This is a genomic window from Agromyces cerinus (genome assembly GCF_016907835.1).
Classification (GTDB): domain Bacteria; phylum Actinomycetota; class Actinomycetes; order Actinomycetales; family Microbacteriaceae; genus Agromyces; species Agromyces nitratus.
Window position 1 is genome coordinate 3,235,221 of sequence record NZ_JAFBCT010000001.1, and the last position, 21,358, is coordinate 3,256,578.

Here is a 21,358-nt window from a genome sequence, read left to right on the forward strand (position 1 = left end):
CGGCGCTAAGGTCGAGACGTTGTGCGCCCCCGAGCACGACGACGCGCGAGTCCCCCAGCCCGTGCGCCTCCGCACCCACGGAGAAGCCCATGCCCCCACTGTGTTCGTCACACCCGTCGTGTTCGTCACACCCGTCGCGTTCGTCACACCCGTCGCGCTGCACCCCGTCCCTCCGAGCCGCCCGATGAACCCGGTGGCGAGGCATCGCACCGGCGTCACCTTCATGGTCGCCGCCGCCGCCGCGATCGTCATCGGCGCGCTCATCGCAGGCTCCGGATTCCTCGACCGCTTCATGTTCCGACTGCCCGAGATCCCCGGCGACGAGCGCATCACCCTCGGCGTCGCGGTGCTCGCCGCACTCGCCGCGCTGATCTGGCTCCTCGTGCGCCTCGGCGAACTGGGCCGTGCCCGGTCGCGTCGCCGAGCACTCGAGGCCAGCGTTCGCGGCGAGGTGAGCTGCGGCATCCGTCGCCGTGAGCTCGTCGCGCGACTGGGTGAACTGACCGCGGATGACGCGCAGCACATCAAGCTCGCGGCCCGCTACTCGATCGTGGCCGACGAACTCGGCGTCGCGTTCTGGAACGGCGGCCGCCGCCCCAAACGCGCCGCGCACTTCGCGTGGCGCGAGGTCCGCGGCATCCGCAGCGACTCGATCATCGCCGGCGAGACGGTGCTCTCGGTACTCGTGCTGCGCGTGCGTCGCGGCGGCGTGAGCGTCGAGCTGCCGATCGTGCTCGCGGCGGAGCGACCGGGCCGCTACGCGCTCTCCGACGCCCCCTTCTTCGCCGTCGTGCGCAGCTGGAAGGCCAAGCACCGCGAGGCGCTCGCGGCCGAGGGACTCGAGCTGCCGCCGCTCACCGCGCCGATCCAGATCATCCCGCAGAACGCAGTGCTCTCCGGTCGCTGAGTTTCCCTCAGAGTCGCTCCGGGCGAACTCCGATTCGGCGGCGAGTAGAATCCCTTCGTGCTCATCTGCCTCACCGCGAGTCACAAGAACGCCGGGTTCGACATGCTCGAGCGCCTCTCAGTGACCGCGGACGCCGCCGGTCCCCGTATCCGCGAGGGCCATCCCTCCGTGCAGGGTGCCGTCGTCGTCGCCACCTGCAACCGCTTCGAGGCCTACCTCGACCTCGACGCGGCAGAGGGCGACTCACCCGTGCCGGCAGTGCACGAGGCGATCCGTTCGGTGGGCGCCGTCGCCGGCCTCGAACCCGAAGAACTGCGCTCGACGTTCGGCTTCGTGCACGGCAACGCCGTCGCCGGCCACCTGTTCGCCGTCGCGTCGGGCCTCGAGTCGGTCGTCGTCGGCGAGGGCGAGATCGCGGGCCAGGTGCGCCGCTCGCTCGAGCGCGCCCGCACCGAGGGCACCACGACACCCGACCTCGAACGGCTCTTCCAGCGCGCCTCGCAGATCTCGCGCCGCGTGAAGAACGAGACCGGCATCGGCAACGAGGGCCGCTCGGTCGTGCGCCTCGCGCTCGAGCTCGCCGAGAGCCGCGTCACCGACTGGGCTGAAACGAAGGTGCTGCTCGTCGGCACCGGACGCTTCGCCGGCGCTTCGCTCGCCGCACTCCGTGATCGCGGAGTCACCGACGTGCGCGTCTACTCCCCGTCGGGCCGCGCGGCGAAGTTCGCGGCGAACCACGACATCGAGGCGGTGGGGCGTGGAGATGTGGCTGCTGCAGCCGCCTCCTCCGACGTCATCGTCACGTGCACCACGGCCGAGCACCACGTCGTCGACCGCGCCCTGCTCGAAGCGGGCAGGGCGGGCTTCGCGGCATCCGCTGCCGGTGCCTCGACTTCCGCCGGCACGGCCGGCGCTGATGCTGCCTCAGCTGCCGCTCGACCGCTCGGCCTCGTCGCCGAACCCGCCACGGGCGCCGTCGAACGCCAGCTCGTGATCGACCTCGGGCTCCCCCGCAACGTGGCGCCCGACGTCGTCGAGGTGCACGGCGTCGAACTGCTCGACCTCGAGACGATCCGCATCCACGCCCCGCTCGAGGAGTTCGGTGCGACGGATGCCGCGCGCGCGATCGTCGGCGGCGCGGCCCGTGCATTCGGCGAGGCCCGTGAAGAGCAGGATGTCGCGCCCGCCGTCGTCGCCCTGCGGCGTCACGTCTTCGACCTGCTCGACGGCGAGATCGCGCGCGCCCGTGCACGCGGCGACGCCGACGGACGCACCGAAGAGGCCCTGCGCCACATGGCGGGCGTGCTGCTGCACACCCCCATGGTGCGCTCGCGCGAGCTCGCCCGAGCCGGCGAGCAGCAGGCCTGGATCGACGGCATCGCCGCGATCTTCGGCGTCACCCCCGAAGCGGATGCCTCGGCGCGCACGTCGGGGGCGCGCGATACGCTTCGTGACGATGCACGAGAACGCCACGCCTGACCTCGCGACCACGACCCCGATCACAGCCGACCGCGCTGCCGCGGCAGCCGCCGACGGCCCGCCCGCACTTCGGTTCCCGTTCGATGCTGCTGCGCTGACCGAGACCCCGCTCACCACGGAGCGTCTCGTGCTGCGCCCGCTCGAGGCATCCGACGCCGCCGACGTCTTCGAGTACCAGCGCATCCCCGACGTGCTCAAATACCTGCCCTGGCCGTTGCGCGACCGGGCCGAGGCGTACGAGCACACGGCGAAGCGGGCCGCAGCGCGCGTCTTGGAGAGCGACGGTGACTTCTTCGTGCTCGCGATGACGCTGCCGGGCACCCCGTCGGTCGACGATGCCGGGTCCGACGCGTCGGCCTCCGCTGCCGCTACCGCTCGCGACCGGGTGATCGGCGACATGATGGTGCGCGTCTCGAGCGCCAAGCACGCGCAGCTCGAGCTGGGATGGGTCGTGCACCCCGACTTCCAGGGCAAGGGCTATGCCCGCGAGGCAGCCGTCGCGATCAGGGACTTCGCGTTCGAGACGCTCCATCCGCACCGCATCCAGGCGTTCCTCGACGCGCGCAACGCGGCGTCCGCGGCGCTGTGCGAACGGCTCGGCATGCGACGCGAGGCGACGATCCTCGAAGAGCAGTACAACGACGGCGAATGGCAGGACACGGCACTCTACGGCCTGTTGCGTCGAGAGTGGGCGGCGGCTCGGGAGTAGTTCTCCACAGAGTTATCCACAATCTGTGGAACGTATGTTCGAATGTCGGCCCGGCCGCGAGACACTGGAGCATGGCCGAAGCGCTCCCCGACTTCAGCGGTCTGACCGCCCTGATGTCGTCGTGCGCACCGTCTTCGAGCACCTTCAGCGCACTCGACGACCGTGCCCTCGTCGATGCCGTCGAGGCGATCACGGCACTCAGGCACGAGGTCGAGCGGGCGCAGGCGCTCGCTGCCGCCGAAGTCGCGCGCCGATCCAAGGTGGCCTTCGGACTTCAGGGGCTCGCTCAGCGCACCGGCCATGCGAACGCCGGCGAGCTGTTGCAGTCCATCACGCACTCGTCGAAGCGCGAGGCCACCGCTCTCGTCAATGTCGGACACATGGTCGCCGAGACCGAAGCGGCTGCCGAGCTCGAGCTCGCGCGGCGCGACGATCCAGAGCTCGCCGGGCTCATACCCGAACCGGCCCCACCGTGGTTCGCCGAGTTGGGTCGTGCGGTGGCGAGCGGTCGGCTGACCGTGGGCGTCGCTGATGCGATCCGTTCTGGGCTCGGCGAACCCGGTGGCGATGCCGATGCGGCGGCGCTCTCCGCCGTGCTCGCCGCGGTCATCGTCGCGTGCCGCGACCTGCACGCCGATGCCGCACGTCGCTGTGCCCGTCAGACCCGCGATCGCATCGATGCCGCCGGCGTGGCCGCACGCGCCGAGCTGCAGCGCGAGCAGCAGTTCTGGCGCGTGTGGGTGAAGCCCGACGGCATGGTGCGGGGCGAGTTCGAACTCGACGCCGAGAGCGGCATGCTCGTCAAGGCGGTGTTCGATCAACTCACCCATCCTCGGCACACGGCCGCCCCGGTGCGCCGCGGCTTCGGCGATCCGGTGCACGGCGATGCGGCCTTCGCCGACGCGCGTGCCACGCGGGAACGCGACGCGGCCGAGGGGCTCGTGCAGCTCCTGCGTGCCGGCGCGAGCGTCGATCCCACGCGCGTGCTCGACGAGAAGAAGCCATCGGTTCGGCTCGTCGTGAACGCCGGCTCGCTCAGCTCGGGCGAGGGCTCGGGCTCCATCGAGGGGCACCCCGACCGTATCCCCCTCGTCGACGTCCGCACCGGGCTCTGCGAGGGCTACCTGCCGATCCACTTCGATGACGACGGCGCCTGCCTCGACCTCGGTCGCGACGAGCGGCTCTTCACCGACAAGCAGAAGGCGGCGCTCGCGGTTCGCGACGGCGGCTGTCTCGACCCCGAGTGCACGCGGCCGCCATCCTGGACCGAGGCGCACCACATCGACCATTGGCAGCGCGACGGCGGGCGCACCGATCTCGCCGACGGCATCCTGCTCTGCCGCAGAGACCATCTCAGGTACCACAACCAGGGTTGGGAGGTGCGGCGCACGGGTACGAACTACTGGCTCATCCCGCCGGCCGCCGTCGATCCCGATCAGACGCCGAGGCTGATGCGGCCGAAGACGCCGGGCGACCTCATCAATCCGGTCGATCCGGCGCGGCTCACGCCCGCCTCTGCACGGAGGAGTGCGAGGTCTGCCGAATCTGAACGAGTGCTCTCAGTCGCGGGGTAGAGCTCTGCCCTCGAGTGAGGGCAGAGCTCTCGTCCCGCGAGGGGTGTTCTCGCCCTACGCGCCGACGAGGCGCGAGGCCAGGAACCCCTCGAGCTCGGCGAGCGGCACGCGCACCTGCTCCATGCTGTCGCGCTCGCGCACGGTCACGGCGTTGTCGTCGAGCGAGTCGAAGTCGACGGTGATGCAGAACGGCGTGCCGATCTCGTCCTGACGACGGTAGCGACGACCGATGGCACCCGCGTCGTCGAAGTCGACGTTCCAGTGCCTGCGCAGCGACGCGGCGACCTCGCGAGCGAGCGGCGACAGCTTCTCGTTGCGGCTGAGCGGAAGCACGGCCGCCTTCACGGGCGCGAGACGCGGGTCGAGGCGCAGCACGGTGCGAGTGTCGACGCCGCCCTTCGCGTTCGGCACCTCTTCGACGTGGTACGCGTCGACGAGGAACGCCATGAGCGAGCGGGTGAGACCGGCCGCGGGCTCGATCACATACGGGATCCAGCGCTCGTTCTTCGACTGGTCGAAGTACGAGAGCTCCTTGCCCGAGTGCTCCGAGTGGGTCGTGAGGTCGAAGTCGGTGCGGTTCGCGACACCCTCGAGCTCGCCCCACTCGCCACCGGTGAAGCCGAAGCGGTACTCGATGTCGACGGTGCGCTTCGAGTAGTGCGACAGCTTCTCGGAGGGGTGCTCGAAGCGACGCAGGTTCTCGGGGTCGACACCGAGGTCGACGTACCAGTCCCAGCGGTAGTCGAGCCAGTACTCGAACCACTGGTCGTCGGTGCCGGGCTCGACGAAGAACTCGAGTTCCATCTGCTCGAACTCGCGCGTGCGGAAGATGAAGTTTCCGGGCGTGATCTCGTTGCGGAACGACTTGCCGATCTGGCCGATGCCGAACGGCGGCTTCATGCGAGCGGCCTGCAGCACGTTCGCGAAGTTCGTGAAGATGCCCTGCGCCGTCTCGGGGCGGAGGTAGTGCAGCCCCGATTCATCCTGGACCGGACCCAGGTAGGTCTGCAGCATCATGTTGAAGTCGCGCGGCGGGGTCCACTGACCGCGGGTGCCGCAGTTCGGGCAGGCGATGTCGCCCATGCCGTTCTCGGGGGCGCGGCCCTTCTTCTCCTCGAAAGCCTCGAGCAGGTGGTCTTCGCGGAAACGCTTGTGGCAGTGCAGGCACTCGACGAGCGGGTCGGTGAAGACGCCGACGTGCCCGGAGGCGATCCAGACCTGCTTCGGCAGGATGACGCTCGAGTCGAGACCGACGACGTCGTCGCGACCGGTGACCATGTACCGCCACCACTGCCGCTTGATGTTCTCTTTGAGCTCGACGCCGAGGGGCCCGTAGTCCCACGCGGAACGGGATCCGCCGTAGATCTCGCCGGCCTGGAAGACGAACCCCCGGTGCTGGGCGAGGGCGATGACGGATTCGAGACGGGTGGGTGCGGCCACGGTGGCTCCAATGGTCCTGGGGATCGGGCGAAACTGTCGGAATCGGGCGTGAGGCCGGAAAACGACACGGTGTCACCATCCTACGGGCGGGCGCGACCACGAACGAGCGCGCGGTCGGTACGCTGTGCCCATCACGACCATGGCCGAGGGGGCGACGGTGTGGGATCTCATCTGGGAACTGAACGTGATCGACGGTCCGTTCATGGTCGCGCTGTACGCGCTTGCGGCACTGGTCTTCCTCTACCTGCTCTTCCGCGGCCCCGGCTGGTCATGGGTGCTGACGGTCATCGTGCTGCTCATCGTGGGCTCGCTCGTCGGCATCGCCGTGCTCTGGATCGGCGTCAACGTGCTCGACGCGTTCGGCGGCCCGGTCGATGATTCGGCGTGGCTCTGGGTGTCTGCGGCATTCGCCGGAATCACGCTGGCGATCTGGAACCTCTGGCACTCGCGATGGTGGCGCAAGCTCATCGCCCTGCTCGCGATCCCGCTGTTCTCGGCGACCGCCGCGTTCGGCGTGAACGCCGCCTACGGACTGAATCCCACGCTCGGCTCGATGTTCCACATCTCGACGGCCGACACGATCGACCCGCCCGTTCCCGACCCGGCGACGATCGCCGACCCCGTGGAACCGCTGTACGCGACCTGGACCCCGCCGCCCGACATGCCCGAGACCGGCGAGGTCGGCATCGTGCAGGGCGGCGTGCCGAACACGGTCTCGGGTTTCGAGGCACGCCCCGCGCAGATCTACCTGCCGCCGGCAGCGCTCGTGGCGGATGCCCCGCGCCTCCCCCTCGTCGTCATGATGATGGGCCAGCCCGGCGACCCCGAGGCGAGCTTCATCGGCAGCGTGCTCGACGAATTCGCCGCCGAACACGACGGGCTCGCCCCGATCGCCCTCGTGATCGACCAATTGGGCGACCCGTCCGCCGATCCGCTCTGCCTCGACAGCGAGCTCGGCAAGGTCGAGAGCTACGTCATGCAGGACGTCGTGCCGTGGGCGAGGCAGCGACTCGGCGTACTGCAGGGTCCGCAGTTCACGACCGTCGCCGGGTACTCGAACGGCGGCGGGTGCGCGGCGTACTTCGGCGCGAAGTACCCCGAGGTCTTCGGCAACCTGCTCGCCGTCTCGCCGGTCGAGTACGCGGGCGCCGAGCACCCCGATGAGGTGCTCGCCGAGATCTTCAACGGCGACACCGTCGCCTACGGCATGGTCAAGCCCGCGAACATCATGGCCGCGAAGGCGCCCTACCCCGACTCGGTCGCGATCTTCACGGTCGGCGAGAACGACCTCGCCTTCCTGCGCGGCACCGAACGACTGGCGGATGCCGCGACCGCCGCCGCCATGCAGACGACGCTCTTCCTCGTGCCCGGCGCAGACCACGACGTCGCGGCGCTGACCGGAGGACTCGAGAAGGGCTTCGAGGTGCTCTCCCCCAGGCTCGGGCTCTCGGCGCCGTGAGCGAGGCGACCGAAGCCTCCGAGGGCGCGAGCGACGCCGAGCCGACCGGTCGGCTCCACTCCACGGCTGAGGCGCTCGGCGGATTCGTCCGCCGCGTGCCGTTCAGCATCGCCCTCGCGGTGCTGTTCGTCGTGACCGCGATCGCGACGGGCACCTTCTTCGGGGTCGCTTCCGATGAGACGGCGACGACGTGGGCGGCCGGGGTGATCACGACGGTCGACGGCGCGCAGTGGTGGACCGTCGCGACCGCGCTCGTCATTCCGTACGACCCCTTCCAGCTCGTCTTCGGCGTGCTCGCCGCCGTGGTGCTGCTCGGCGTCGCCGAGCGGCGCATGGGCACCTGGCGCACGATCGTCGCGTTCCTCGTGACCGGCGCACTCGGTGTCGCGATCGGCACCTGGCTGCAGTGGATCGGCTCGCTCGCCGGCGAGTGGTGGGCGACCGGCACCGCCGCCGACCTGACGCTCGACCCGCTCGCCGGCATCGTGGGCGCGCTCATCACGGCGACGGCGTTCATGGGCAGGCTCTGGCGGCGACGCATCCGTGTCGGCGCGTCAACCTTCATCCTCGTGTTCGTGCTCTACGACGGCGACTCGTCGAATGCGTACCGCCTGGTCGCGGCGATCGCCGGCTACCTGCTCGGCGCCCTGTTCACCCGTGACGCCTCGACCCTCTCGGCCAAGCGCAGCTCGCACGGTGAGACCCGCACCCTCGTCGCCGCCGTCGTCGCAGTGACGGCAGTCGGCCCGGTCGTCGCCCTCGTGAACCGCTCGGAGCTCACGCCCTTCGCCTTCGGCTCGTACCTCTACGCCGACGAACCCCTCGAACTCGCGGCCGTGATGGCGGAGTGCGGCGGAGAGGCCGCCACCGCAGCAGCGATCGCCTCCGAATCGTGCACCACGCAGCTCGCCCTGCTCAGCGCGCAGGGACTCGGCATGCTCCTGCTCTCGTTCGTGCCGGTCCTGCTCCTGCTCGTCGCCGCATGGGGGCTCCGGCACGGCCGTCGCTTCGCCCGCTGGCTCGCGATCGGAGTGAACACCGCCATCCTGCTCTTCGCCCGAACGGCGTTCGACGTCACCGTGACGACGGCCGATGTCGACGACGGCACGTGGACGGTGTTCGACCTCGGCGAGCTGCTCGTCTGGATCCTCGCGGTGCTCGCCCTGCCGATCGGCATCATCGTCATGCTCATCGTCACGAGGCGGCACTTCCGGATCCGGGCGCCGCGCGGCGCGTTCGCACGGTTCGCCGCGGTCGTGGGCGGCACCTTCGTCGTGCTCGCCGGCCTGTACCTCGCAGTGGGCCTCGCGACCATCGGCGAGTACTGGCCGGCCGCGAGTGCGTGGGACGTGCTGCTCGACACCGCCAAGAGATTCGTGCCGCCGCACTTCCTCGCCGCTGTCGATCCGATCGTGCTGCCGGGCCACGACCTCACGAACTTCCTCGCCCAAGCCGTCGGCCCGGTGTTCTGGACGGTGTTCATCGTCGCGGCGATCCGGCTGATGTCGCGCACCGGCACCGCAGCGAAGACCGCTGACGACGCACGGCTCCGCGAACTGCTGCGCCGCAACGGCGGCGGCACGCTCGGATTCATGGCGACGTGGCCGGGCAACGTGGCGTGGTTCAGCGACGACGGCGACTCCGCCGTCGCCTACCGCGTGATCAACGGCGTCGCCATCACGATGTCCGACCCGATCTGCGCGCCGGGCGACGGCGGCCGAGTCATCCGCGAGTTCGCCGCGTTCTGCGACGCGAACAGCTGGGTGCCCGTCTTCTACAGCGTGCACCCGCAGTACCTGCCCGTGTTCGACGAACTCGGGTGGGAGCACCTGTCGGTCGGCGAGGAGACGCTCGTGCGCACGAAGGGGCTCGAACTCGCGGGCAAGCCCTGGCAGAAGGTGCGGCAGGCGCTGAACCGCGGCATCAAGGAGGGCATGACCACGGTCTGGACCAGCTGGGACGAGCTGCCCCTCGCGACGGTCGCCCAGATCAACGCGATCTCCGAGGAGTGGATCGCCGAGAAGGAGCTGCCCGAGATGGGCTTCACGCTCGGCGGCATGGAGGAGCTGAAGGACCCCGAGGTGCGGCTCATGCTGGCGGTCGGACCCGACGGACGACTGCAGGCCGTGACGAGCTGGCTGCCCGTCTACCGAGACGGCGCCGTGATCGGCTGGACCATCGACTTCATGCGCCGCGCCGACGGCAGCATGAACGGCGTCATGGAGTTCCTCATCGCCTCTGCTGCGCTGCACATGAAGGCGGAGGGCGCCGAGGTGCTGAGCCTCTCGGGCGCCCCGCTGGCGACCAAACCGCTCGACCCGGGCGAGACGCCGCCCGAGCCGACGGTCATGACGCGGCTCCTCGACTTCCTCGCCACGACCCTCGAGCCGGCCTACGGATTCTCGTCGTTGTTCCGGTTCAAGGCGAAGTTCAACCCCGAGTACGAGACCATCTCGATGGCCTACCCCGACCCGCTCGCGCTGCCGGCGATCGGCCTCGCGATCGGCAAGGCGTACCTGCCCGACGTGTCGCCCGCGGAGGCGGTCGCCCTCGTGAAGACGCTCACGAAGTAGGCGCACGCAGGACGGCGGCTGCAGCAGCGCTTCGAGCAACGGTCGAGCGGATGCCGCGGCTCACGCGGCGCGCAGCGAACCCGGCCCGATCTCAGCGACCGAGCGGTGCCCCGCGAGCCCGAGCGTGAGGTCGAACTCGGCGATGTGGTTGCGCACGACCTCGCGCACGCCGGTGGCCCCGGCGACCGCGAGCCCGTAGACGTAGGGGCGCCCGATGCCGACGGCGGTGGCGCCGAGCGCGAGGGCGATGAACGCGTCGGCACCGCCGCGCACGCCGCTGTCGAGGATGACGGGCACACGCCCGCCCACCCGTTCGACGACTCCGGGCAGCGCGTCGAGACTCGCGACCGAGTCGTCGACCTGACGGCCGCCGTGGTTCGAGACCACGATGCCGTCGACGCCGTGATCGAGGGCCTGCGCCGCGTCATCCGGATGCAGCACGCCCTTCAGCAGCACCGGCAGCTTCGTCCACTCGCGCAGCTTGGCGAGGTCGCCCCAGGTGAGCGCCGGGTTCGAGAACACGTCGAGGAAGGTCTCGATCGCCGCCCGCGGCAGCGGCGAGCGCAGCGCGGCCCGCACGCCGCCGTCGACGAGCGGGGTGCGGGCGCCGGCGCGCGCGATCGAGAACGCCGAGGCGAGCAGCGTCGGGGTGACCTTGGGGCGCGCTCCCCCGCCGGCGCCCGCTGCGACCCGCTGCCGTACGAGCTCGGCGAAGACCGGGTCGCTCGTGTACTGCGCGATGCCCTGGCCCCGCGTGAACGGCAGGTAGGCGGCGTCGAGGTCGCGCGTGCGCCAGCCGAGCAGGTGCGTGTCGAGGGTGACCACGATCGCCTCGCAGCCGGATGCCTCGGCGCGACGCACGAACGAGGCGTTGAGCTCGTCGGAGGCGCTCCAGTAGAGCTGGAACCACCGCGATCGGGCGCCCATCGCCGCGGCGACCTCCTCCATCGGGCGCGACGCCTGGTTCGACAGGAGGTAGGGCACGTCGAGCGCCGCGGCGGCACGGCCGATCGCGACATCCGCTTCGGCGTGCGCCATCTCGGCGACGCCGATCGGCGACAGCACGAACGGCGTCGCCCGCCGGCGCCCGAGCAGCTCGATCGAGAGGTCGCGCTCGGAGACGTCTCTGAGCACGCGTGGCCAGATCTGCCACCGCGCGAAGGCCGCACGGTTCGCGGCCATCGTCGCCTCGGCGCCCGCGCCACCGGCGAGGTAGGCGAACGCCTCGCTCGAGACCGCCTTGCGCGCGGCCCGCTCGAGCGCCTCGAAGTCGACCGGCACCGCAGGGCGGATGCCCGAGAGCCCGGCCCGGTACACCTCGGACTGCACGTCGCGCGCGAAGCCTCGTGGGCTGGTCGTCTGCTCGCTGGACCTGGACACTGGCTCGCTCCTTCGCGATGATCGGTGCGTGCCAGCGTAGCCGTGCGGCCTCGCGGGGCGACAGACCCGACGACGTAGGGTGGAACGGATGCCTCAGCTCACCGACCTCCTCGTCGCCGCCATCGCCCTCGTCCGCGACCGCCGCGTGCTCATGGTCACCGCGCGCGACCGCGACGTGTACTACATGCCCGGCGGCAAGATCGACGGGGGCGAGACGGCTGCCGAGGCCGCGGCCCGCGAAGCCCTCGAGGAGGTCGCCCTCGTGCTCGACCCCGCCGAGCTCGTGGAGCTCTTCGAGGTCGTCGTGCAGGCGCACGGCGAGCCCGACGGGCGCCTCGTGCGCATGCGGGTCTTCCGCGCCGAGACGGATGCCGCGCCCTTCGCCTCCGCCGAGGTCGGCAGCCTGCACTGGGTGACGACTGCCGACCTCGATCGCTGCCCGCCTGCGGGCGCCGAGGTGCTCGAGCGGCTCGCCGCCGCCGGGCTCATCGACTGAGCCGCGCCGCTTCGACCGCGCCCTCGTAGACTGCGGAGCATGGTGACACCCGCACGGCTCTCACCCTTCGCTGCCGCCGCCTGGTGGGCGCTCGACTACCTCGATGCCGCGAAGCAGCAGCTGCGCGTGCTCACCGTGCCGAAGCTGCCGAGACGATGGGCGCGAGGCGACGCCGGAAAGCCGACGATCCTGTTGCTGCCCGGCGTCTACGAGCACTGGTCGTTCATGGAGCCGCTCGGTGATGCGCTGAACGCCCATGGCTACCGCGTGCAGGTCGCCCACGGCCTCGGCGCGAACCTGCTCGCGATCCCCGAGACCGCCGAGCGCGTGTGGCGCGCGCTCGCGCGCATCCCGACCCCGCCATCGGGCCGGGTCGTCGTCGCCCACTCCAAGGGCGGGCTCGTCGGCAAGCGGCTGCTGCTCGGCGATCTCGACCATCGCCTCGACCTGCGAGGGCTCGTCGCGATCGCCACGCCGTTCGGCGGAGCGCGGCTGGCGCGCTACCTGCTCGACCCGAGCATGCGGGAGTTCGACCCCGACAGTGCGACCATCGTCGAGCTCGCGAGCGCGGCATCCGTCAACTCGCGCATCGTGTCGATCTTCGGGGTCTTCGACCCGCACCTGCCCGAGGGCAGCTCGCTCGCCGGCGCCACGAACCGGCTGCTGCCGGTCGCGGGCCACTTCCGCATCCTCTCGGCACCCGAGACGGCCGCGGCCGTCGTCGCCGCGGTCGAGTCGCTCTCAGCCCCACCGGAGGCGGTCGTCGAGGCGGCGAGAGCGACCTTCGCCGCAGCGGCGGACGCGGACGCAGAGACGACGGAAGCCCAGGCGACGACCGCTCAGAGCTCCTCGAAGGGGCGGGCGTAGCGGAACCTGCCGCAATGCGCGTCGGTCGCCGCCGCGAGGTGGATCGCCTGGAAGTACTCGCCCCACGCAGGGTCGGGCGCGAGGATGCCGAGCTCGGCCCCGGGAACGAATCCGAACCGCCCGTAGTAGGCGGGGTCCCCGAGCAGCACGATGGCACCCTCGTCGTGCGATTCGGCGACGCGAACCGTCTCGGCGATGAGCGCGGCGCCGATGCCGCGGCCCTGATGGCCCGGCAGCACGCCGATGGGACCGAGGCCGAGGGCTTCCGCATCGCCGATGCTCGCGCGGGTGCTGATGCAGTAGCCGACGACCTCGCCGTCGACCTCGGCGACGAGCGCGAGCTTCGGGATCAGGGCGTCGGAGTCGAGCAGCGCCGTGTTGAGCCCCACCTCGATCGGCGGCGCGTCGGCCGACGTCGTCGGCGTGGCGAATGCGATCGTCAGCAGCCGTTCGACCGCGTCGCGATCGGTCGACCTGAACGGTCGGATCGGCATCAGTGCACGTACTCGAGCAGGTCGAGACCGACCTGGCGCATGCCGTCGAGCACCGCGAGACGCGAGGAGATCATCGTGTCGGCGTAGTACATCGACACCGCGTACGAGACGCTCGCACGCGGACCACGGAGCACGCCGACCTCGCTGCGCACCCCGCCGTCGGTGCCCGTCTTGTTCATGAGCAGCACGTTGTGATCGGGGGTGCGGTGCGCGAGCGGATCGAGGCCGAACGCGCTCGCGACCATCGAGAGGTCGGCGTTCAGCGAGAGCCATCCGACGACCCGCTGCGACACCTCGGGCGAGACGATCTCGCCGCGGGCGAGCGAGGCGAACAGCCACGTCAGCTCCTTCGCCGAACCGATCGAGAGCTGCGGGGCGTCGTCGGGGCCGCGGTGGTCGCGCACGAGGTCGAGGAGGGCCGTGCGGGTGAGCCCGAGGGCCTCGGTGCGGGCGCGTACCGCCTCAAGGCCGACGTAGCGGATGAGCACGTTCGTCGCGAGGTTGTCGCTCGTCGCCCCGATCAGCGCCGCGAGATCGGCGAGGGGCAACGACGGCGACTGCATGTGCTGCCAGATGCCCGAATCGCCGACCGCGTCGCGCGGTGCACGATCGAGCACCGTGAACGATTCGCTGCTGTCGCCCGCGAGCCGCGACGCGACCTCGACGAGCAGCAGCACCTTGCCGATGGACGCCGTCGGCATGACGACGTGGTCGTCGACCGAGAAGAGCACCTTTCCGGTCGCGAGGTCGGTCGCACGAGCCGAGACCTGCACCCCGGCGAGCGCGAGCTCACCGAGGGCGTCGAACCCGCGGGCGAAGTTCTCGCCCGGCTCCTCGGTGCGGTGCTTGCCGCGCCGGAGGTCGCTATGCCGTGCGCGCCGCTCGGAACCCTGCGACGACGTCACCACGGTGATTCCACTCCCTGACGATCGGCGCTCCCCCACCGCGTCAGCGGCGCGCTCGAAATTTCTCGATTGTATGTGCAGCACTACCAGATCGTCACACGCTCGGCTGGTTCGAGCCAGAGGGCGTCGTCGGGAGTCACTTCGAAGCTAGCGTAGAACTCGTCGATGTTCCTGACGATCTGGTTGCAGCGGAACTCGTTCGGCGAGTGCGGGTCGATCGCCAGCAGGCGCACGACCTCTTCGTCACGGCCCTTCATCTGCCAGGCCTGCGCCCACGACAGGAAGAAGCGCTGCGCGGCGGTGAGCCCGTCGATCACGGGCGCCGAGTCGACGTCGCCGCCGAGCGAGATGACGTACGCCTTCCACGCGATCGCGAGCCCGCCGAGGTCGCCGATGTTCTCGCCGATCGTGAGAGCACCGTTGACGTGCGCCGCACCGGTATCCGCTTCGCCGGCGCTCTCGTCGCCGTTGCCACCGTCGACCTCGGCCTGCGCGGTCTCGGCCTGCTCGGTCTCGAGCTGTGCCGGCACGAGCGCGTCGTACTGGGCGATGAGGGCCGTCGTGCGCTCCTCGAAGGCGGCACGGTCGGCCTCGGTCCACCAGTCGGTGAGGCGCCCGTCGCCGTCGTACTTCGAACCCTGGTCGTCGAAGCCGTGCCCGATCTCGTGCCCGATGACGGCGCCGATCGCACCGTAGTTGGCGGCGGCGTCGCGCTCGGCGTCGAAGAACGGGTACTGCAGGATCGCCGCCGGGAACACGATCTCGTTGAACCCGGGGTTGTAGTACGCGTTGATGGTCTGCGGCGTCATGAACCACTCGTCGCGGTCGAGCGGCTTGCCGATCTTGCCGAGTTCGCGGTTGAACTCGTACTCGGCCGTCGCCCGCACATTGCCGACCAGGTCGTCGGTGATCTCGAGCGCCGAGTAGTCCCGCCACTTCACCGGGAAGCCGATCTTGGGCGTGAACTTCGCGAGCTTGTCGAGCGCCTTGGCGCGAGTCTCCTCACCCATCCACTCGAGCGCGTCGATCGACTGGCGGTACGCCTCGACGAGGTTCGCGACGAGGTCGTCCATCGCCTCCTTGGCGGCGGGCGGGAAGTGCCGCTCGACGTAGATGCGGCCGACGGCCTCGCCCATTGCGCCCTCGACGAGCGAGACGCCGCGCTTCCAGCGCTCGCGCATCTGCGGGGTGCCGGTGAGCGTGCGGCCGTAGAAGTCGAAGTTCGCCTCGACGAAGTCGTTCGAGAGGTACGCGGCGCTGCCGCGCACGACCTGCCACGCGAGCCAGTCCTTCCAGGCCTGCAGGCGGTCTGCGGTGAGCAGCGCGCCGAGCCCCTGCACGAACGAGGGCTCGCGCAGCACGATCTCGTCGAACGCCCCGGCGGGCACGCCCATGGCGTCGCGCCAGATGTTCAGGTCGACGGCGCCGTCCTGAGCCTGTCGAAGGGATGCCTCGGCAACCGCGTCATCCCACGAGAACAGGTTGTACGTCTTCTCGCTGTCGCGGGTCTCGACGTTGCTCCAGTGCGCCGCGGCGATCGCGGTCTCGAGCTCGAAGACCCGGGCGGCGCGCTCATCGGGGGCTTCGAGCTGCGCGAGCCGCAGCATCCGCTCGAGGTGTGCACGGTACGCCTCGCGCACCGACTCGAACCGCTCTTCGCGGAAGTAGCTCTCGTCGGGCAGGCCGATGCCGCCCTGCTCCACGAAGACGAGGTAGCGCTCGGGGTCGCCCGGGTCGTTGTCGACGTAGAGCTGCAGGAAGCCGGGCACGCCCTGTCGCTCGAGCCGGCCGAGGGTCTCGAGGAACGCGTCGACCGAGTCGATCAGGTCGACCTCGACGAGCTGGCCCGCGATGGGGGTGGCGCCCAGGAGGTTCGCACGCTCCTCGTTCATGAAGCTCGCGTAGAGGTCGCCGACCTTGCGCGCCTCGGTGCCGGGCTCGGCGCCCTGCGACTCCTCGATGATCTCGCGCACGGCCTGCTCGGCCTCTTCGTGCAGCACGAGGAACGAGCCGTACCTGGCCTTGTCGGCCGGGATGTCGGTGCGTTCGATCCACTTGCCGTTGACGTGTCGGAACAGATCGTCTTGCGGGCGGACACCCGCGTCGAGTTCGTCCTGCTTGATTCCGGAGGGCAGCGCGACATCGGTCATGCCCTCCACCCTAAGCGCGGGTGCCGACGATCGGACACCCCGGATGCGGGCGACGCGCGGGCGTCCGGCGACCTCGCAGGTTTCCCGATCCTCCGGGGGTTCAGGCCGCGTCCGCGCCGTCGAGGTACAGGCTCGCGACGAACGCGTCGATCGCCGCGCGCGCCGGGTCGCCCATCATCTCGCCGACCGCGTAGACCGCGAATGCGAGCTCGGTGCCATCGGCGGCCCGCACGACCCCGCCGAGGGAGCACACGATGTTGATGTAGCCGGTCTTCGCGCGAACCGCATCGCCGACGATCGCGTCGTCGCCCGTGAAGCGTTTCCGGTTGAACGTGCCGTCCGGCCCGGTGGCCGGCAGCATGTCGTCGATCACGCCGAGCCCCTGCTCACGACGATGCGCCCGCACGAGCAGTTCGGCCACGAAGCGCGCGGGCACCGAGTTGCGCTCACTGAGGCCCGAACCGTCGCGGATGGTCAGCCCCTCGACCGGCAGCCCGTATCGCGCGAGCAGCGCGGGCATCGCGCGCGAGACCCCGGCGAAGTCGGCCGACTCGCCGATCGCGAGCGCCGACAGCCGCGCGAGCGATTCCATGAGCGCGTTGTCGGACGTCTCGAGGCCGAAGCGGATGAGCTCGGACAGAGGCGGGGAGAAGACCTCTGCGAGCACGGCCGCGTCCGGGGCGGCGCGACCGCTGGAGACGCGGATGTCGCGGCCCCGGCCGATCAGTTCCGCGAACGCCGTGCCGACTCGCCCCACCGGGTCCTCGCTCCTCGGTGTGTCGTCGATGGTCGGGTCGTCGCGATCGCCGTCGACCTGGAGCGCCGTGATGAACGGGATGTATCCCTCGGGGCTGCGCCCCTCGACGTCCCATTCGGGCAGCCAGGCCTCCCCCGCGAACAGGGAGTCGTCGAGCACGAGTCGGTCGACCACCCCGTCGCCGATCGCCGCGAGCACGTCATCTGCAAGGGTCTCGAGGTGCGCCGACGAACGGTAGAACGAGGCGGTCCCGACCGGGAGACGCGTCAGCGTGACGTCGCCGCCGCCCACGAGCACGATCTCGCCGGGCTCGGCACCGGCGACCACCCTCGTCGCGATGCGGTGGTCGGGGCCGAGGGCAGCGAGGGCAGCTGCTGACGTGAGGAGCTTCAGGACGCTCGCGGTCGGACCGGGGAGGTCGCCGTCGCGATCGAAGACGACCCGCCCGTCGGCGACGTCGATCACATGGATGCGCGCGGAGCCGAGTCTCGGATCGGCACCGCTCGCGGTCGTACGCGTCGCTTCCACTCTCGTCTCCGCCGTCATCGCTCATCCCCTCACCACGCCACTCGGGCGCAACATACGAAACGTATCCTCACTGGCTGGCCAGAAGCCTACGGCACGAAACACGTCATGGCATATGGCATTCGGAGCGGATCTCGGCGCGAACGGCCGGAGAGGACCTGAGTCCATTCCGCGATGCGCCGGAATCGGCCATGATGTGCACAGAGCTCACCCTGTCGGCGCTCGGAGGCGAGGACACGTGGAACGCGGAACGCCCGGGCCGCCGCTCGCCCGGTCGCTCGGATCGGCACTGACGCTCCTTCTGGCCGTCGGCGTGCTCTTCGCCGCGCTCGAGGCGGTGATGCTGCTGCCGGTCGATCCCGAGTACTGGGTCATCCTGCTGTTCCCGGCCGTGGCCCTCGTGTGGTTCGTCGCGGGCACCGTGGCGTGGCGCCGCCGCCCCGGCAGCCGCATCGGCCTCATCATCTGGATCGGCGGCATCGCGAGCCTGGTCGCCGGCCTGATCAATACCAACGTGCCCCTTGCCGCCGTCATGGGGGCGATCTTCGCGACCGTCACGATCGCGGTCACCGTGCACCTGCTCCTGGCGTTCCCGAGCGGGCGCCTGCCCGACACCAGGTCTCGGGTGATCGTCGTCGGCGCGTACCTCACCGCGACGGTGCTGCAGCTGCCGACCGCCGTCTTCGCTGCGGGCATCCTGGAGCCGTTCGGTGTTCCGATGGACGCCGAACTGGCGGAGATCGGCGACACCGTGCAGCGCATCGCCGCCTTCGCCCTGTCGGTGGCCACGGCGTTCGTGCTCGTCGACCGACTTCGCCGGGCGTCCCCGGCTCGACGCCGGGTGCTCGCGCCGCTGTACGGCTACGGCGTCGGCTCGGTGCTGCTCATCCCGACCGTCGCGCTCGCGGTCGGCCTGCTGCCCCTGACCGTCGTGGTCGCCATCCAGCTGACGCTCGTCGCCGGCATCGCCGTCGCCTTCGCGGTCGGCGTGATGATCGGCAGCTTCGAGCGCACCGCGGAAGCCGAGGAGCTCGCGGCGTGGCTCGGCACCGAGGAACCCGGGCGGGCGCCACTGCGCGCCGCGATCGCACGCGCGCTCGGCGACCCGACCGTCGACGTCGTCTACTGGCTGCCGGTGCGCGACGGGTTCGTCGACGACCGCGGTGTCACCGTCGACCTGCCGGACCGCGACGGCCGCGACGCCGTGGTCATCGAGTCGGCCGGGCAACCGGTCGGCGCGATCATCTACGACGCGCAGCTGCTGCCCGAGCCGAGCCGGGTGAGAGCGGTGGGCCGCGTCGCGGCGATCGCCATCGCCCGCGAGCGCCTCACCACCGAACTGCGCACCAGCCAGACCGCTCTGCGGCACTCGAGGGTGCGCCTCGTCGAGGCCGCCGACCGTGAGCGCCTGCGCATCGCGAAGGACCTCCACGACGGCCTGCAGGTGCAGCTGGTGCTGCTCGCCCTCGAGGCCGGCCGCATCGAGGGCACCGCCCCCGATGCCCCGGCGCGGTTCGAGGCGGCCCAACTGCGGAAGGGCATCGAGGCCGCCGCCGATGCGCTGCGCCGTCTCGTGCACGACGTCATGCCCGCCGCCCTCGTCGAGCGCGGGCTCGTGCTCGCGGCCGAGGACCTCGTCGACCGCATGCCCATCCCCACACGACTCGAGACGAGCGGGCTCGAGGCCCCGCTCGGGTCGACGGTCATGAACGTCGCCTACTTCATCGTCGCCGAGGGACTCGCGAACACGGCCAAGCACGCCAGGGCCGCCTCGGCCTCGGTGCGGCTCGTCCGCCGGGCCGACGTGCTCACGATCGAGGTCGCCGACGACGGCATCGGCGGCGCCACCGATCGACACGATCGAGGCCTCGCCGGCCTCGGTGATCGCATCGACGCGATCGGCGGGCGGATGTCTCTGGCCAGCCCGCCCGGTGGCGGCACACTGCTGACCGCGGAGCTGCCATGCGGGTCGTGATCGCAGAGGACGAGGTGCTGCTCCGGCAGGGGCTGCGACTGCTGCTCGAGGAGGGCGGGTTCGACGTGGTCGCGGCGGTCGGCGACGGCAACGAGCTCATGACCGCGGTCGGCATGCACAACCCCGACCTCGTGATCACCGACATCCGGATGCCGCCGTCGAACAACGACGAGGGCCTGCGCGCGGCACTCCGCATCCGTGAGCAGCACCCCGACACTGCGATCGTCGTGCTCTCGCAGTACGTGCAGCGGAGGTACGCGATCGAGCTGCTCGACGGCCGCGCCGCTCGCGTCGGATACCTGCTGAAGCAACGCATCGCCGACATCCGCGCCTTCCGCGACGACCTGCACCGCGTGGTCGACGGCGGCACGGCGCTCGACCCCGAGATCGTCGCCGTGCTGATGTCGCGCGCCGGCCGCAGCGCGGGGGTCGTGCGCGAACTCACTCCGCGCCAGCGTGAGGTGCTGGCCTTCATGGCCGAGGGCCGATCGAACGCCTGGATCGGGCAGCGGCTCGTGCTCACCGAGAAGGCGATCGTGCAGCACACCTCGAACATCTACGACGCGCTCGGGCTGCCCGTCGCCGCCGACGACCATCGACGTGTGCTCGCCGTCATCCGCTACCTCGACGGCGCCGCGGGCTGAGCGCGCCGACACCGGCGACCTAGGCCCATGGTGGCTCCCCTGCCGGGCGGCCAGAGTATTGGCTGCGCGCCCATGCGTTGCGACCGAGAGGATCTCCCATGGCCCTGTCCGCAGCAATCCCGATGACGAATGCCGCGATCGGCGTCGCCCGCACCGCCGACCTGATCTCCCCCGCCCTCGCCGCGAGGGTCGCCGCGCCGATGTTCGGAAGCTCCCGGCCGGTGCGCCGGGTCCACGACTCCGAGCGCGGCATCCACGAGACCGCGAAGCGGCGGCCGCTGCGGCTTCCGGGCGGCGACGGCGTCTCGTACGAATGGGGGGCGGGCACCCGCACCGTGCTGCTCGTGCACGGATGGCGCGGCCGCGCCTCCCAGTTCGCGCCGATCGTGCGGGAGCTGCGGGCCGGCGGCTACCACCTCGTCGCGTTCGACGCGCCCGCGCACGGCGACGGGTACGGGCGTCGCACGGTGATCCGCACCTGGATCGACGCGATCGACGCGATGAGCGAACGGCACGGGCCGTTCGAGGCCATCGTCGGGCACTCGCTCGGCGCTCTCACCGCGATCAACGCGGTTCGCGAGGGCGTCTCGGCACCGCGCGTGGCCGCGATCGCGCCCGTCTCCTCGGGCCGCTACCTCTTCGACACGTTCGCCGGCCACGTCGGCCTCAGCGACCGTGCCGCCGAGATCCAGCGCGACCGGTACCGCGAACGGGTCTTCTCCGACTTCGCGGATCCGTGGCGTTACTTCGACGCCGTGCGAGCGCCCATGTCGCCCGACATCGAACTCCTGCTCGTGCACGACCGCGACGACTCGCAGATCGCCGCGAGCGAGAGCGAACGCCTGCACGCCGCACACGGCGAGAACTCGCGGCTGCTGCTCACGAGCGGCCAGGGTCACGGTCGCGTGCTCGCCGCCGACCGGACCCTCGACGCCGTGAGCTCCTTCATCGACGGCGGACTCGCGGCGTTCGACCTGGACCGGCTCGGCGACGATCAGGCCGTGCGCTCGTTCGCCTGAGCCCG

Annotated in this window: 17 protein-coding genes; 11 read left to right on the forward strand and 6 right to left on the reverse strand. The window is 70.8% G+C overall.

Annotated elements, in window-relative coordinates:
- Window positions 1–100: 100 nt before the first annotated feature.
- The 4 genes from JOE59_RS15100 to JOE59_RS15115 all read left to right on the forward strand — a co-directional run bounded on the left by JOE59_RS15100 (window position 101) and on the right by JOE59_RS15115 (window position 4,669).
- A complete protein-coding gene (locus JOE59_RS15100) occupies window positions 101–907 on the forward strand; it encodes a hypothetical protein (RefSeq protein ID WP_204461819.1) in 807 nt (268 codons plus the stop codon).
- A gap of 57 nt (window positions 908–964) precedes the next feature.
- Window positions 965–2,386, forward strand: a complete 1,422-nt coding sequence (locus JOE59_RS15105) for a glutamyl-tRNA reductase (protein WP_204461821.1) — start codon at window positions 965–967, stop codon at window positions 2,384–2,386.
- Window positions 2,364–3,095, forward strand: a complete 732-nt coding sequence (locus JOE59_RS15110; RefSeq protein WP_239560300.1) for a GNAT family N-acetyltransferase — start codon at window positions 2,364–2,366, stop codon at window positions 3,093–3,095. The genes JOE59_RS15105 and JOE59_RS15110 overlap by 23 nt, the downstream gene beginning before the upstream one ends.
- Window positions 3,096–3,166: 71 nt before the next feature.
- On the forward strand, window positions 3,167–4,669 hold the full coding sequence (locus JOE59_RS15115) for an HNH endonuclease signature motif containing protein (protein ID WP_204461823.1): 1,503 nt from the start codon (window positions 3,167–3,169) through the stop codon (window positions 4,667–4,669).
- A gap of 54 nt (window positions 4,670–4,723) precedes the next feature.
- Here the strand turns inward: JOE59_RS15115 and JOE59_RS15120 are convergent, their stop codons facing one another.
- Window positions 4,724–6,109, reverse strand: a complete 1,386-nt coding sequence (locus JOE59_RS15120; RefSeq protein WP_204461825.1) for a glycine--tRNA ligase — start codon at window positions 6,107–6,109, stop codon at window positions 4,724–4,726.
- A 124-nt stretch (window positions 6,110–6,233) separates the two neighbouring features.
- Between JOE59_RS15120 and JOE59_RS19145 the strand changes: the two genes are divergently transcribed.
- Both JOE59_RS19145 and JOE59_RS15130 read left to right on the forward strand, forming a co-directional pair.
- Window positions 6,234–7,568, forward strand: coding sequence for an alpha/beta hydrolase (locus JOE59_RS19145; RefSeq protein WP_204461827.1), 1,335 nt, complete (start codon window positions 6,234–6,236; stop codon window positions 7,566–7,568).
- Complete coding sequence (locus JOE59_RS15130; protein ID WP_204461834.1) at window positions 7,565–10,141, forward strand: phosphatidylglycerol lysyltransferase domain-containing protein; 2,577 nt, start codon at window positions 7,565–7,567, stop codon at window positions 10,139–10,141. The genes JOE59_RS19145 and JOE59_RS15130 overlap by 4 nt, the downstream gene beginning before the upstream one ends.
- A gap of 60 nt (window positions 10,142–10,201) precedes the next feature.
- Here the strand turns inward: JOE59_RS15130 and JOE59_RS15135 are convergent, their stop codons facing one another.
- Window positions 10,202–11,521 (reverse strand): alpha-hydroxy-acid oxidizing protein, encoded by a 1,320-nt coding sequence (locus JOE59_RS15135; RefSeq protein ID WP_204461836.1) that lies wholly within the window; start codon window positions 11,519–11,521, stop codon window positions 10,202–10,204.
- 88 nt (window positions 11,522–11,609) lie between these two features.
- On the opposite strand from JOE59_RS15135, the gene JOE59_RS15140 reads away from it, so the two are divergent.
- Both JOE59_RS15140 and JOE59_RS15145 read left to right on the forward strand, forming a co-directional pair.
- Window positions 11,610–12,017 carry an NUDIX domain-containing protein gene (locus JOE59_RS15140; protein WP_204461838.1) on the forward strand — a complete coding sequence of 136 codons (408 nt, stop codon included), beginning with the start codon at window positions 11,610–11,612 and terminating at the stop codon, window positions 12,015–12,017.
- Window positions 12,018–12,056: 39 nt separating this feature from the next.
- Window positions 12,057–12,884 (forward strand): esterase/lipase family protein, encoded by an 828-nt coding sequence (locus JOE59_RS15145; RefSeq protein WP_204461840.1) that lies wholly within the window; start codon window positions 12,057–12,059, stop codon window positions 12,882–12,884.
- On the opposite strand, the gene JOE59_RS15150 is transcribed toward JOE59_RS15145, so the two are convergent.
- The 4 genes from JOE59_RS15150 to JOE59_RS15165 form a co-directional block, all read right to left on the reverse strand.
- The gene (locus tag JOE59_RS15150) at window positions 12,857–13,378 is read right to left on the reverse strand and encodes a GNAT family N-acetyltransferase (protein WP_204461842.1); all 522 of its coding nucleotides are present in this window, start codon (window positions 13,376–13,378) and stop codon (window positions 12,857–12,859) included. The two genes, JOE59_RS15145 and JOE59_RS15150, sit on opposite strands and share 28 nt — an antisense overlap.
- Entirely contained in the window at window positions 13,378–14,286 is a 909-nt protein-coding gene (locus JOE59_RS15155; protein ID WP_179551735.1) for a serine hydrolase, read from the reverse strand. Before JOE59_RS15155 ends, JOE59_RS15150 begins: the two co-directional genes overlap by 1 nt.
- 80 nt (window positions 14,287–14,366) lie before the next feature.
- A complete protein-coding gene (locus JOE59_RS15160) occupies window positions 14,367–16,433 on the reverse strand; it encodes a M13 family metallopeptidase (protein ID WP_204461844.1) in 2,067 nt (688 codons plus the stop codon).
- 100 nt (window positions 16,434–16,533) lie between these two features.
- Window positions 16,534–17,718 carry a D-alanyl-D-alanine carboxypeptidase/D-alanyl-D-alanine-endopeptidase gene (locus JOE59_RS15165; protein WP_204461846.1) on the reverse strand — a complete coding sequence of 395 codons (1,185 nt, stop codon included), beginning with the start codon at window positions 17,716–17,718 and terminating at the stop codon, window positions 16,534–16,536.
- Window positions 17,719–17,953: 235 nt separating this feature from the next.
- On the opposite strand from JOE59_RS15165, the gene JOE59_RS19150 reads away from it, so the two are divergent.
- From JOE59_RS19150 to JOE59_RS15180, 3 genes are all read left to right on the forward strand, one after another.
- Window positions 17,954–19,690 (forward strand): ATP-binding protein, encoded by a 1,737-nt coding sequence (locus tag JOE59_RS19150; RefSeq protein ID WP_204461848.1) that lies wholly within the window; start codon window positions 17,954–17,956, stop codon window positions 19,688–19,690.
- A complete protein-coding gene (locus JOE59_RS15175; RefSeq protein ID WP_204461850.1) occupies window positions 19,678–20,334 on the forward strand; it encodes a response regulator transcription factor in 657 nt (218 codons plus the stop codon). Before JOE59_RS19150 ends, JOE59_RS15175 begins: the two co-directional genes overlap by 13 nt.
- A 98-nt stretch (window positions 20,335–20,432) precedes the next feature.
- Window positions 20,433–21,353, forward strand: a complete 921-nt coding sequence (locus tag JOE59_RS15180) for an alpha/beta hydrolase (protein WP_204461852.1) — start codon at window positions 20,433–20,435, stop codon at window positions 21,351–21,353.
- Window positions 21,354–21,358: the final 5 nt, after the last annotated feature.

Coding starts and splice junctions, on each gene's coding strand:
- JOE59_RS15180 (WP_204461852.1), top strand. CDS start 20,433: ATGGCCCTGTCCGCAGCAATCCCGATGACGAATGCCGCGATCGGCGTC.
- JOE59_RS15175 (WP_204461850.1), top strand. CDS start 19,678: ATGCGGGTCGTGATCGCAGAGGACGAGGTGCTGCTCCGGCAGGGGCTG.
- JOE59_RS15115 (WP_204461823.1), top strand. CDS start 3,167: ATGGCCGAAGCGCTCCCCGACTTCAGCGGTCTGACCGCCCTGATGTCG.
- JOE59_RS15145 (WP_204461840.1), top strand. CDS start 12,057: ATGGTGACACCCGCACGGCTCTCACCCTTCGCTGCCGCCGCCTGGTGG.
- JOE59_RS15140 (WP_204461838.1), top strand. CDS start 11,610: ATGCCTCAGCTCACCGACCTCCTCGTCGCCGCCATCGCCCTCGTCCGC.
- JOE59_RS15110 (WP_239560300.1), top strand. CDS start 2,364: ATGCACGAGAACGCCACGCCTGACCTCGCGACCACGACCCCGATCACA.
- JOE59_RS15160 (WP_204461844.1), bottom strand. CDS start 16,433: ATGACCGATGTCGCGCTGCCCTCCGGAATCAAGCAGGACGAACTCGAC.
- JOE59_RS15150 (WP_204461842.1), bottom strand. CDS start 13,378: ATGCCGATCCGACCGTTCAGGTCGACCGATCGCGACGCGGTCGAACGG.